At 62.0% G+C, this 12112-nt stretch carries 15 protein-coding genes and 1 pseudogene; 9 read left to right on the top strand and 7 right to left on the bottom strand.

Annotation, left to right across the window (positions count from 1 at the left end; genetic code table 11):
* Nucleotides 1–730 (top strand): hypothetical protein (locus VFL62_RS07910; protein WP_325171811.1); only part of this gene is annotated, 730 nt, incomplete at its 5' end.
* Between the two features lie 95 nt (nt 731–825).
* Here VFL62_RS07910 and VFL62_RS07905 read toward each other — a convergent pair.
* Together VFL62_RS07905 and VFL62_RS07900 are read right to left on the bottom strand one after the other, a co-directional pair.
* On the bottom strand, nt 826–1302 hold the full coding sequence (locus VFL62_RS07905) for an LIC_13387 family protein (protein WP_325171810.1): 477 nt from the start codon (nt 1300–1302) through the stop codon (nt 826–828).
* 51 nt (nt 1303–1353) lie between these two features.
* The gene (locus VFL62_RS07900) at nt 1354–2379 is read right to left on the bottom strand and encodes an aspartate-semialdehyde dehydrogenase (RefSeq protein ID WP_325171809.1); all 1026 of its coding nucleotides are present in this window, start codon (nt 2377–2379) and stop codon (nt 1354–1356) included.
* Nucleotides 2380–2643: 264 nt separating this feature from the next.
* Here VFL62_RS07900 and tgt point away from each other — a divergent pair, with 264 nt between their 5' ends.
* On the top strand, nt 2644–3777 hold the full coding sequence (gene tgt, locus VFL62_RS07895; RefSeq protein ID WP_325171808.1) for a tRNA guanosine(34) transglycosylase Tgt: 1134 nt from the start codon (nt 2644–2646) through the stop codon (nt 3775–3777).
* A gap of 105 nt (nt 3778–3882) precedes the next feature.
* Here the strand turns inward: tgt and VFL62_RS07890 are convergent, their stop codons facing one another.
* On the bottom strand, nt 3883–4092 hold the full coding sequence (locus VFL62_RS07890) for a hypothetical protein (protein WP_325171807.1): 210 nt from the start codon (nt 4090–4092) through the stop codon (nt 3883–3885).
* 231 nt (nt 4093–4323) lie between these two features.
* On the opposite strand from VFL62_RS07890, the gene cysK reads away from it, so the two are divergent.
* From cysK to VFL62_RS07870, 4 genes are all read left to right on the top strand, one after another.
* Nucleotides 4324–5301, top strand: a complete 978-nt coding sequence (cysK, locus tag VFL62_RS07885; RefSeq protein WP_325171806.1) for a cysteine synthase A — start codon at nt 4324–4326, stop codon at nt 5299–5301.
* A gap of 3 nt (nt 5302–5304) precedes the next feature.
* Nucleotides 5305–5550: a BrnA antitoxin family protein gene (locus tag VFL62_RS07880; protein ID WP_325171805.1), complete on the top strand. Its 246-nt coding sequence runs from the start codon at nt 5305–5307 to the stop codon at nt 5548–5550.
* Nucleotides 5551–5810: 260 nt separating this feature from the next.
* Nucleotides 5811–6026 (top strand): DUF2061 domain-containing protein, encoded by a 216-nt coding sequence (locus tag VFL62_RS07875; RefSeq protein WP_325171804.1) that lies wholly within the window; start codon nt 5811–5813, stop codon nt 6024–6026.
* 109 nt (nt 6027–6135) lie between these two features.
* Nucleotides 6136–6585 (top strand): universal stress protein, encoded by a 450-nt coding sequence (locus VFL62_RS07870; protein ID WP_325171803.1) that lies wholly within the window; start codon nt 6136–6138, stop codon nt 6583–6585.
* A 137-nt stretch (nt 6586–6722) separates the two neighbouring features.
* Here the strand turns inward: VFL62_RS07870 and VFL62_RS07865 are convergent.
* From VFL62_RS07865 to VFL62_RS07850, 4 genes and pseudogenes are all read right to left on the bottom strand, one after another.
* Nucleotides 6723–6836: pseudogene (locus tag VFL62_RS07865) on the bottom strand (EamA/RhaT family transporter); the annotation flags it as partial.
* A 98-nt stretch (nt 6837–6934) separates the two neighbouring features.
* Complete coding sequence (locus VFL62_RS07860; protein WP_325171802.1) at nt 6935–7453, bottom strand: hypothetical protein; 519 nt, start codon at nt 7451–7453, stop codon at nt 6935–6937.
* Between the two features lie 273 nt (nt 7454–7726).
* The gene (locus VFL62_RS07855) at nt 7727–8317 is read right to left on the bottom strand and encodes a formyltransferase family protein (protein WP_325171801.1); all 591 of its coding nucleotides are present in this window, start codon (nt 8315–8317) and stop codon (nt 7727–7729) included.
* A 160-nt stretch (nt 8318–8477) separates the two neighbouring features.
* A complete protein-coding gene (locus VFL62_RS07850) occupies nt 8478–8828 on the bottom strand; it encodes a hypothetical protein (RefSeq protein WP_325171800.1) in 351 nt (116 codons plus the stop codon).
* Nucleotides 8829–9145: 317 nt separating this feature from the next.
* Between VFL62_RS07850 and VFL62_RS07845 the strand changes: the two genes are divergently transcribed.
* The 3 genes from VFL62_RS07845 (at nt 9146) to VFL62_RS07835 (ending at nt 12052) form a co-directional block, all read left to right on the top strand.
* Nucleotides 9146–9928 carry a hypothetical protein gene (locus VFL62_RS07845; protein ID WP_325171799.1) on the top strand — a complete coding sequence of 261 codons (783 nt, stop codon included), beginning with the start codon at nt 9146–9148 and terminating at the stop codon, nt 9926–9928.
* A 63-nt stretch (nt 9929–9991) separates the two neighbouring features.
* Entirely contained in the window at nt 9992–10369 is a 378-nt protein-coding gene (locus VFL62_RS07840) for a winged helix-turn-helix domain-containing protein (RefSeq protein ID WP_325171798.1), read from the top strand.
* Between the two features lie 186 nt (nt 10370–10555).
* Complete coding sequence (locus tag VFL62_RS07835) at nt 10556–12052, top strand: porin (protein WP_325171797.1); 1497 nt, start codon at nt 10556–10558, stop codon at nt 12050–12052.
* Nucleotides 12053–12112 lie beyond the last annotated feature (60 nt).

Here is a 12112-nt window from a genome sequence, read left to right as displayed (position 1 = left end):
GGAATTCGAAATGAGCCGAGACGAATTCGGCCCCCGCGCAATTGAAGTGCCGGTTAGGCGCACAAAAGCCAGATCTGAACCGACGAACCGATTGGGGCGCGACATGCAGTGGTATGTCTTCCTGATAATGATTCCTGCCGTGTTCTTTCTCGGTCAGATTGCCGTCGAACTGCTCGGCCAACCTATCCAGGCGATTCTTCAGCTTCGACAGCGAGCGCTGGAGCGGCTGCTCGCCTTCCGTGACATCACGTTGCCAGAGCCGCGCGAGACAGCAGTCAGTTCTCGCCAGATTCGCGAGCACGATTGGGCCGCGCAAAACGTTCGACAGGCCCAGCTCACTTTTGGCGCGCTTGGCGCTCAACTTGTGGCCCTGAGCGAAACCGAACGTACCGTCTGTGGCCTGATGACCTTTTGCGGCCTCGACCTCGCGCTTGCCGGCCACGAACTCATCAATCTCTCGGAAGCCTACGGGTCGGCGAAATGCGCCAGTGACGGGGCGCACCGGGCCATCGAAGACGCATATCACGCGGCAAGTTGTGCGCTCGCGGTTTCTCGCCGCCGATCAGGTGGGGACAGACTTACCAAAATTCGGCTCGAGCCGATGTATCTGCGCGACACGCCTTCACGCCGGCGGCAACGATGGTCCGGTCGGACCCGTACAACTGGACAGTCAGGGCATAGCCGGGCCAGCAGCCGCCATATCGGCCCGCGACGCGGCATTCGCGTCTAGTTCCGGCTGCAAAAACACGCAACACGCCGTGGCGGCGAGCGAGCGTCCGCTTTGCCTTGAAAGCTGATGCCGCATGCTTCGGAATACAGGTTTGACTACGCCGGTGCTTTCACATATGCGGCGGCCAACACGATCAGCAGGGCGGCCGCGAAAAGCGCCGGCACCGGAAAAATGTAAAACCAGGCGATGACGCCGCTTGCGAGGGTGGCGATGGCAAATATCCCGATGATCGGCTTCAGCCGGACAGTCTCGGAGCGCGCGAGAGACGCGATTTGCCATAACAGCGCTGACTGCAATAGCAGGGCGACGCTCAAAGACCAACCGAACCCCATGTAGAAATCGAGGTACGACCGGTTCGTGCCCATGGTATCGAAGCGCACGCTCGCCATCGCTTTCAGAACCTCGTTGTCTCCCATCGGAGACCATTGCTTGAGCCCGCCGAGCGTGTGGCCGAGCGCAAAGAACAGCGAGATGATTGAGGCGGTTCTCAGAAGCGAGGTGGTTGTCATGCGCGATCCCGTGCCGTGGTTTGCTCGACCTTGCTCAGTATCCGAGACGAACCCGACGGCCAAGCCTCTCCATTTGGTGAGGGGCTTAGGCCAAGGGGCGGAGATTACGATGTATTACGCCGGCACGCGCTCAGGCAGCAATTCGGCGATCTGCACCGCGTTGAGCGCCGCGCCCTTGAGCAACTGATCGGCCGAGACAAACAGCGAGATCGAGTGACCGGTGGGGTCACTGAGATCGCGCCTGATGCGGCCGACCAGTACGTCATCCTGTCCTGAAGCTTCAATGGGCATCGGGAAGTAGTTGCGGACGCGGTCATCGATGACCCGCACGCCGGGGGCGTTGGTCAGGATCTTGCGAACCTCGTCTTCGGAGATCGGCTTTTCGCATTCGAAAGTGATGGCCTGGCTGTGGGCGCGCAGCACCGGTACGCGGACACAGGTGATGCCGATCGCGATCCGGTCATCTTCGAAAATCTTGTGCGTCTCCTTGATGACCTTGGTCTCTTCCTCGTTGTAGCCGGTCTCGGGATCAATCTTCGTATCGTGGTTGAAGACGTTGAAGGCGTAAGGGTGGGGAAGCACGCGGGGCGTGAAGCTCTCGCCGGCAAGGCTGGCGCGGGTCGAGGCGACCAGTTCGCCCATGGCGGCGGCGCCGGCGCCGGATGCCGCCTGATAGGTTGAAATGATCATGCGCTTGATGCGGTTCTGGCGGTGGATCGGCCATAGCGGCATCAGCGCCGTGATCGCCGAACAATTGGGAACGGCGATGATCCCCTTGTGCTCGGCGATGCGCCGGCCGTTGATCTCGGGGACTGCGAGCGGGACATTGGGGTCCATGCGGAACGCGGAGGAATTGTCGATGACGACGGCGCCGGCTTTCACCGCAAGCGGCGAGAACTTCCGCGACACGCTGCTGCCGGCGGAAAACAGCGCGATGTCGACGCCGGAGAAGGAATCTTCACGCAATTCCTCGATCTCAATCGTCTGGCCGCGGAAGTCGAGCGTCTTGCCCGCGGAACGGCGACTGGCCAGCGCCTTGAGCTTTCTGATCGGGAAGCCGCGCTTGTTGAGGGTGGCGATGAATTCCCGGCCGACCGCGCCGGTCACGCCGGCAATGGCGACAACGTAGTCTCTTGGCATGTTCGTCTCCTAAGGGCTGAGGGCAATAAAAAAGCCCCGGACCGGATGGTGCGGGGCTTCGGATCAGATGATGCGGTCGTTTGACTACGCGCGCACGCCTCCCGAGCCCCCGGAGGGCTTGGTTTTGGTCGTGGTTTTGGTGGTCGCGAACATCATGGGGGGCGACTTATGGGCAAGACTGAGGAAACGGTCAATCGTTTTTACCCAAAATCGGCTTAACTCGCGGTTGAACAGGGCGAGGTGATTGCGCCATAAGCCGTTTCCATGAGCCTTCCCAATCATTTCGAGCTGCTCGCAACCGATGGCCAGGCGAGGACCGGCCGGCTGACGACCCCGCACGGGGTGGTGCGGACGCCCGCGTTCATGCCGGTTGGCACCGCCGGCGCGATGAAGGGCATGCACTGGCGCGAGGTGCGCGATGCCGGCGCCGATATCGTGCTCGGCAATACCTATCACCTGATGCTGCGGCCCGGCGCGGAGCGCGTGGCCAAGCTCGGCGGCTTGCAGGCCTTCACGGGCTGGAACGGCCCGATGCTGACGGATTCCGGCGGCTTCCAGGTGATGTCGCTGTCGGAGCTTCGCAAGGTCAGGGAAGAGGCGGTCACGTTCCGCTCGCATATCGACGGTGCGATCGTCGAATTGTCACCGGAGCGCTCGATCGAGGTGCAACGGCTGCTTGGCTCGGACATCGTGATGCAGATGGACGAATGCGTCCGCTTGCCGGCCGTGCGCAGCGACATCGACCGCGCCATGCAGCTGTCGTTGCGCTGGGCTGAGCGCTCAAAGCGCGCCTTCGAGACCGCACCCGCCGGTTACATGCTGTTCGGCATCGTGCAGGGCGGCGACGTGCCAGAGCTTCGGCAGGTGAGCGCGCGGGGTCTCGTCGACATCGGTTTCCATGGCTACGCGATCGGCGGCCTCGCGGTCGGCGAGCCGCAGGAGGTCATGCTGGCGATGATCGAAGAGGTTGGCCCCGTGCTTCCCCAGGACCGTCCGCGCTATCTGATGGGGGTGGGCACTCCCGAGGATATTCTGGAGGCCGTGGCGCGCGGCGTCGACATGTTCGATTGCGTGATGCCGACGCGGAACGGCCGCCACGGCATGGCCTTCACGCGCCATGGCCAGGTCAACCTGCGCAACGCGCGTCACGCCGATGATCCGCGGCCGCTCGACGAAACCAGCCCGTGGCCGGCCGCGCGCAACTATTCGCGCGCCTATCTGCACCATCTGGTGCGTTCAGGCGAGACATTGGGGGCGATGCTGCTGTCCGAAATCAATATCGCCTACTACCAGCAGCTGATGGATGGCATCAGGCAGGCGATCGCGCGGGGAACGTTCGCGGAGTTTCGCGCGCGCACGAAAAGCGAATGGGAGCAGGGCGACATCGCGCTGCGCTGATCGGGCGCGGCCGCCGCCAGCATCGCTGACAACGGAGAATAGATGGCGCGCACGGCGGACACCAAGCGTTCGCCGATCAAACCGCAGCTGTGAACTATGTTGAACTCAGTTACAGACCATACGCTTCAGCGAATGCTTGGTCACGAAACCATAGCCGCAGGTGTCGCAGGTCCAGAGATAGCTGACGACATTGTCGGCGAGATAGGCCGACGCCTCGGCGGCTACCATCGAATCCGCGCACACCGGGCACGTCGGCAGATCACTCCCACGCGGACTATGCGAAACGGTGGACAGGACTTCAGCGACTGCTGACATCGTGGCCTCCCCTGCGAACTGAAGCTATTTTGCATCATACAACAATTTGTTTGACTACACCGCAACACAAATGCGTTGGTTTTACGATATTTGACGTGGCGCGAATTTTTGCGGCGCAGCGAATTTTGGCGCAGCGTTGCCTGCACGGCGGTGAGGCTCGTCACGATTTGAACAGTTATTGAAACAAGACTTCGAAATACAAACGCGTTTGATCCGGGGGAGTGAGAGCCAATGGCAGAATCGTTAACGACGCGTGCCGCGCAACATCACGGACGCGGCCGCGTTTTTGACAGCGTCGTTGAGGCGATCGGCGACACGCCGATCGTGCGGCTGCAGCGCCTGCCGCAGCAGCGCGGCGCCAACGCGACGATTTTAGCCAAGCTTGAATATTTCAATCCGGCGGCCAGCGTGAAGGACCGCATCGGGGTTGCCATGATTGTGGCGCTGGAGAAGGCCGGCCTCATCAATTCCGAAACCGTGCTGATCGAGCCGACGTCCGGCAATACCGGGATTGCGCTGGCCTTTGCGGCGGCCTCGCGCGGCTATCGGCTGAAACTGGTCATGCCGGAATCGATGTCGGTCGAGCGGCGCAAGATGCTGGCCTTTCTCGGGGCCGAGATCGTGCTGACGCCGGCCGGGCAGGGCATGAAGGCGGCGATCGCGACTGCCGAAGAGCTGGTGCGGACGACGCCCAATGCCGTGATGCCGCAGCAGTTCAAGAACCTCGCCAACCCCGAGATCCATCGCCGCACCACAGCGGAAGAGATCTGGAACGATACCGGCGGCAATATCGACATCTTTGTCGCAGGGGTCGGCACCGGCGGAACGATTACTGGCGTCGGCCAGGTGCTCAAGGCGCGCAAACCGGCGGTGCGGATCGTGGCCGTCGAGCCGGAGGAAAGTCCGGTGCTCTCGGGCGGCCAGCATTCCTCGCACAAGATTCAGGGCATCGGCGCCGGTTTCATTCCCGAGATCCTGGATCGCTCCGTCATCGACGAGATCGTCAAGGTGGGCAGCGCCGAGGCGATCGAGACCTCCCGTGCCATGGCTCGCAACGAGGGAATTGCCGGCGGCATTTCGTCCGGCGCCGCAATCGCGGCTGCGATCAGGCTCGGGCAACGCCCGGAAAACGCCGGCAAGGCCATTCTGGCCGTTGTGCCGTCGTTCTCGGAGCGTTACCTCTCGACTGTGCTGTTTGAAGGAATTTGACCAGTGGTGGATCAACCGCGCCGACCGCGAACCCTCAACGATGCCCGCACCGAAGCCGAGGCGGCCTTCAAGAAGGTGACAAAGAAGGAGGCGGAAGCTCCGCCCAAGACCAATGCGATTCCGGGCGTGAAGGAGCTGGTCTCGCTGCGGATCGATCAGGACGTGCTCGAATATTTCCAGCACGGCGGTCCCGGCTGGCAGGACCGCATCAATGAGGCCTTGCGCAAGGCGGCTGGGAAGCAGCCCTGACCCCGCGACCAACACGACGAGACGTACCGCTCGGCAAGCGAGATCCATCCTGGTGACGGGTCCGGATTGATTCAGCTCAAAGTGACGTCCGCGATCTCTGATCAGGATTTTGTTCGCCGGAGCGTTCCGTAACTTCCCCCATCTCTGCCCCGGCCCGATCCCAGCAGGTGGAGTTCCGCTGGCTGGCCGCCAGATGCTGAATCGGAGCGGCAACCCGGAACTTTGGTTCGCTGCTGCAGGACCATCTTGGGAGCACTCTTATGTCGCGGAAGGTCACGCCTCGCCGATCATTTGTTAAGGCTATCACCTATCGCCTGCTCATCATGTGTCTCGACTTTGTGACGATCTATCTGTTCAGCGGGACGGTGCGCGTTGCTGTCGGTTTCATGGTGGCGAGCAATATTTACACGACGTTTGGCTATCTGCTCCATGAGAGGCTCTGGGCGCGGATCGGATGGGGCATCGATAACGGCTGATTTCGCAATGGTTACGGCTTCGCAACAGTTGAGATAGATCAAACGGGCCCGGCTTAGATCCACTGACATAAGGGCGATAGGCGGTCTTGCACAATGGAGGATAACCGACGTGTACAAGCGCATCCTGGTCGCAGTGGATGGAAGTGACACTTCATACCTGGCGCTAAGCGAGGCCATCAAGCTGGCCAGCGACGGGCGCGGGACAATTCGACTTGTTCACGTCGTTGACTTGATCCCGACTTACATGGATTTGGAAATGCCAAGTCAGGTCGTCGCATATCAGGATGCGATGCGCGAGATGGGCCGGAAGCTGCTGTCGGACGGTCGCGCCATAACGGAGAAGTCGGGCATACCGACCGAGGCTGAATTGCGCGTCATCGAGATGCCGGGCGAGCATGTCTACGATGCCATTGCGGATGAGGCCACCCGTTGGCCGGCGGACATTATTGTCGTCGGTACGCACGGCCGACGAGGCATTCGCCGCTTCATTCTCGGTAGCGTCGCTGAAGGTGTGATCCGGGTCGCGACCACGCCGGTATTGCTGGTCCGGGGGAAATGAGAGTGGCGCCGGGCCGCGGCGTCGGCCTTGCCTCCTCACAGCGCGGCGTGGAGAACGGTGGCCGATCGCGCCGGTTGGCAGGACCGTATCAACGAGACCTTGCGTAAGGTTGCAGGAAAATAGTCGACTGTGCCGCCTCAGACGTCGGCCTGCACGGGCTTTGGCGCCGACGGCTTCAGGTTCATAAGATTACCGGCCAGGAGGAGGGCCGCACCTAATACGGTGAACGCGTCCAGCCGCTCGCCATAGATGAACTCGGCAAGGCACCGACCACTTTTGCGGTTGTCCAACAGAAAGGCCGGCGGCGCCATCGTGGCGATCCGCGGGCCTCCGGATATCCAGAAACAGACTAGCTGCGCGTCAGCGAAATCGAAGCGCCCTTAAAGCCGTTTTCGGCCCTGATCACCACCGACTGCTTATTGCCGCGTGTGGTCAGCGAGAGGTGTGCCGTAAAGCCGGGAGCCGCGGCCGTGACCTGCAGCACACCCGGGCTCGAGCGTCCCTCGAGGTTGCCGTTGATGTTGCGGCTGGTCTCGCTCCAGGTTCCGGAAATTGCCGCGCCCTGCGCCATCACATTGCTGGTGAGGTTGAACTTGTAGCTGTCGCTGGCGCAGGTCAGGGATTGTTGCAGACCATTGCCTCCGGCGCCGACCGCATAGGTCGCGCGACAACGAATACGTTCGTTCGAACCGTCATCCAGCGTCACCGTGCCGCCGCCGCTCCAGACGCCCGCCATGCCGGCGAAAGGCCCGGCGCCTTGCGTATGTCCGGTGCTGTTCCAGGTAGACGCGGCAAGCAGCGTCGCGGCGGCGAATAGCGCGCGACGTGTAAAGCCGAAAGGTGTCTTCTTGCTACTCAGATGCTCCATTCCACTTCCCCCATCCGGCATTTCGCTGCGCTGGCCGTTCGCATATGCACATTGATCGATAAGAGCACAAGTCCCTCGCGGGGCGATCCTGCTGCGGGTGCCCTGGTCCGAACGAAAATTTTATCCCTTGTGATCGTGCACGCCGGGCGTGCGGCCGCGACCGATATCGGTCCAATATTCAGGGATAAAACGCATCCAAAACATGGATTTATGACAGGAATCGACACCGCCAAGACAAGCCGGTTCGATTTCTGCGATACTTACCCGCTGATCTCAGGGCGCAAGAGCCGGCGCGTTAGTTGCGAATTGTTCGTCCTGGGGCTTGGCCGGAAGGGCATCGTGCTTTTTGGCGTAATCGACGACCTCGGCGAGCAATCTTTGGCCCATCGGCGCCAGGGCACGCTCCCATAATTGGCGAGCGGTCTCGTCCTTGCCAACGAAACACCAGTCCTGCGCCGCGATCGCGCCGGCGTCCATCCGGTCCGCGAGGTGGTACACGGTGCCGCCGGCGATCGGGTCCTTTTCGCGAATAGTCCATTCGACGGCCGCAATCCCGCGATGCCTTGGCAACAGCGAGGGATGGTAGCCGATGCCGCCAAGACGCGCGGCCGCCAATGCATCTTTGGCCACGCGCGCATGGCTATGCGCGGTCACGATCAAATCGGTCCCGCCGGCGATTTCGGATGCGGTCACAAGTTTTGGATTGGCCTGCACGACCACCTCGATGCCGGCCGCTTGAGCCGCCGCGGCAAGGCGGTCGTCTGCGTCCGCAACGACAACCCTGACGACATCGACGTCATGCTGCCGCAGCATTTGCAGGGTCGTCACGCCGAAATGGCGGGAGCCGACGAGGGTAATCCGCATGATATTTCTTTCGTCAAGTGCAGGCCGTAAACGTCGATAACATGCCAGGGCGGCCGCGATCAGGCCGAAAACGGCGAGGGCAGGCTTATCAACAGACTGGATGAAGCAGGAACCGCAATTCGAGGGCGGTCAGTCGTCCCACCCCAGCATTCGTATCCGGCTAGCGCGACGAAAATTTCGGGATCTTCTCGGCAAAACCGTTGAAGCACTTCAACCGTTCGTCCTCTTCCTTGACAAAGCGACAATCCATCACGCCGTTCGCTGCTCCCGCCTTCTGCTTCGGCGGCTTGGGCGGAACGGCTGCGTCGTAGCAGTCGAGCCGGTCCTTGGTCTCATCGTCGATCTCGAGGCAGGCGAGCAGCTTTTCGGCCAGTGATTTCGAAGGGCTGCCCTTGGCAGCCTTTGACTTGGCATGTGGGGCCGGCTTTGCGGCGGGGGGCGGCGCATCGTCTTGCTGCGCCAAGGCAGCCGTGGCGAACAGGACGACGATCAGGGCAAGCAATTTTCTCATGTGCAGTCCTCGTGGGCCATAAGCCCCAGATGTTCCGCTTCGGATGCGCAGATCCGAAGATGCCGGTCGGCGGCGTGGCCGGCGAATGTCAAATCCGCGACGTTAAGGTCTATAAAGCGAACGGCAGACCATGCAACACGAAGAAATCAGGCTCCGGTGCAAAAACCCGCCGGGCATGCCGGCCGGCGGCCGCCTCGAGTTTGTGGCAATACGGCGGCATTGCATGTGTGTGCATGTCGAAGGCATGCGCTGCCATAGATTTCGACACACGGCTGATCCATAATGCTTGCTCTCGTGGCAGTGGAGAAGACATCACCATGCGTGCTCTCAAACGCTTGTGGATCGCCGTTCCGTTGATATCGGCCGTGGCCGCTTTTGCGCTTCCAGCGCGAGCCCAGGAGCATGAACAGAAGCCGCCGCAGCAAGGGCAGGCAAAGCCTGGAACGCCGGCAATACGGCAGGGTGCTCCCCGGCCAGGTCAGGCCCAGGTGGGAGCACCGCAGGGCCAAGGCCAGATGCAGGTGCGGAGGGCCCAAGGAGTTCAAGGCGTCCAAGCTCCGCAGGGACAGCGGATGGTGCGCGGGAACTTCCCGGCGCGGAATTATGGTGGCCATCCGTATCACGGGCGTGTGGCCTGGGAGGGCGGGCGGTGGCGCCATGAGATGCACAACGGCCGCTATGGCTGGTGGTGGGATGTCGGTGGCGTCTGGTATTTCTACCCGCAACCGATGGAAGGCCCTCCGGCCTACGTGTCGGATGTGGAGGTGATGGACGATGTCGCCGTTGGTCCGGATGATGACATTGGTCCGGACGCCGGCTATCCGGCGCCCGCGGCAGCCTACGCGCCGCCGCCCCCGCCGCCCGGCCCGGATCCGGCGGCGAGTGCTGTCGGCGGCGCGATCGTCGGTGGCGTTCTTGGCGGTTTGATCAGCGGTCGGCCGGTCGGCGCTGCGGTTGGCGCCATCACCGGCGGTACCATCGGTGCGATCGCCGGGGCGCAGGCCGCGGCGCGTCCGGGCTACTATCTCGCGCAAGGCAATTGCTACTACAGGTATCCGTCGGGCCAGTACGTTCAGGTCGACCCGCGCAGTTGTTACTGACTCGTTTGAATAGCGACGGCACCGGCGAGATCAGTCTCGCCGGTCGGAATGATCGGGCGGATCATGCGCAAACCATCGGCGACATCGTTGCCCTCGCTCAGCGTTCGGATCGACCTGGACCCGGAAGGGCGGATCGGTCCGGGCAAGATTCTTCTGCTCGAGAACATCAATAGCTGCGGCTCGATCTCGGCCGCTGGGCGGGCCATGAACATGTCCTACAAGCGGGCTTGGGACCTGGTCGATGAAATCAACCGGATCTGCCAGCGGGCTGCCGTCGAACGGCAGACGGGCGGCAAGAACGGCGGCGGTGCGATGCTGACGCCGTTCGGGCTATCACTGGTGGAGCGCTATCGGAAGATCGAGCGTTCGGCCGAAAGCGCCGCGCGCAAGGAGCTGCAGGCCCTGCGGGCGGATATCGGCCAACGAAGCAAGGGCTCCTAGCTCTTGGCGGAATAGCCCAATACCATCTTCGCGATCACAAATCCGGCAATAGACCGCGCGCATTGATTTCGCGCCACACTGTTGCACGGTTGCACTTTCGCGCTCGTTATGTCCCTTCGTATATATCGGATCGTTATGTTGGGCCAAACATAACGAATCATGGACCGAAAAATCTGGGGGCTAAAAATGAAAAAAGCGCTTGCGATTGCGCTGACGATGACGGGGCTTGCAGGCAGCGCCTACGCTGCGGACTGGACGCCGCCGAAAGTGCCGGATCCGATCCCCGAAAATTTGACCTTCTGGGGCATCACACCGATCGGCGTGCTCGATCTCGGCGGTGCCTATCAGACCAACGGGCGGCCACTGGGCGCCGTGGTGTCAGCTCTCGAATACTCACCGTTCACGACGACCCGCAACTACACCGGGCAGTCGATCGCGACGGTTCAACACAGCGCGCTTCAGCAGTCCTTCATCGGCGTGAAGGTCGAAGAGCCGTTGGGCGGCGAATGGAAAGCGATTGCACGTCTCGACACCGGCGTCGATCCGCTGCGAGGCACTCTTTCCGACGGCTGTAGCTCGTTTCTCCAGAACGCGGGCATTGCTTACAATCAGCAGACGTCCAATGCCGACAGCGGTCGCTGCGGCCAGGCCTTCAATGGGCAGCTCTGGGGCGGCATCAGGAATCAGCAATACGGTCAGTTGACGATCGGCCGGAACAACTCGTTCCAGCTCGACGGCATTGCGATGTATGACCCGATGGCGCTGTCCTACGCCCTCTCGCTGCTTGGCTATTCCGGCACGAACGGCGGCGCGGGCAGCACGGAAGCTGCGCGCTGGGATAATTCGGTCAAGTACGTCTACGACAACGGCCCGATCATCGCCGGCATCATGTATTCGAGCGGCGGCAATGCCACCGGCTTTTTCGGTGACGCTTACGCCTTCGTGCTCGGCGGCCACATTGGGGGCTTCTCGGCCGAGGCGACCTACACCAAGGAGCACGGCGCGGTGAACCTGCAGTCGGCAGCCAACCTTCCGCTCAACAGCACGTCGCTCTTCGCGAACATGTCCGACGACCAGGAAATATCGGTCATGGGCAAGTATACGTGGGAATTTGGCCGACCGGGTGGTGCGGCCTATTCGGGTTACACCAAGGCCGTCAAGGCAGAGCCGATGCCGGTCGACAAGTTCACGATTTTCGCCGGCTATTCCAACGTCCGCAACGCCAATCCGACCACGCCGATCACGCAGGGTGACGCTGCCGGTGGGTACCTGCTCACAACGCTCGACAACAACGCCTTCACGACTGCGCGCGTCTTCAATTTCTACTGGGCGGGCGCGAAATACGACTTTGCTTGGGGGCTCAGTCTCACCGGCGCGTACTACCACGTGAACCAGAACTCTTACGTTGCCGACAACAACCCCTGTCCGGCGACCGGCGGCGCGAGTGCGATCACGTGCGCCGGCGGCTATGACCAGGTCTCGTTGCTGGCCGACTATGCCCTGAACAAACATCTCGACGTCTATGCCGGCGCGACCTGGGCCCAGGTGAGCGGCGGTCTGGCGGCGGCTTTCCCGGGTAACCCCGGCACCAAGGTCCTCCAAGGCATTAACTTTTCGGGGCCGGCGCCTGGTCACGACATCAGCACGGCCGCGGTCGTGACGGGGTTCCGTATCAAGCTGTAAGCCATAGGCCCACCCAAACTGAAATCGCCGTGCGCCAATCGAGGTACACGGCGGTTTCGT

It is taken from the genome of Bradyrhizobium sp. (assembly GCF_035701725.1).
In the GTDB taxonomy this organism is placed as follows: Bacteria; Pseudomonadota; Alphaproteobacteria; order Rhizobiales; family Xanthobacteraceae; genus Bradyrhizobium.
The sequence above is the reverse complement of the archived record's forward strand: the minus strand, read 5'-3'. Positions and strand labels throughout refer to the sequence as shown.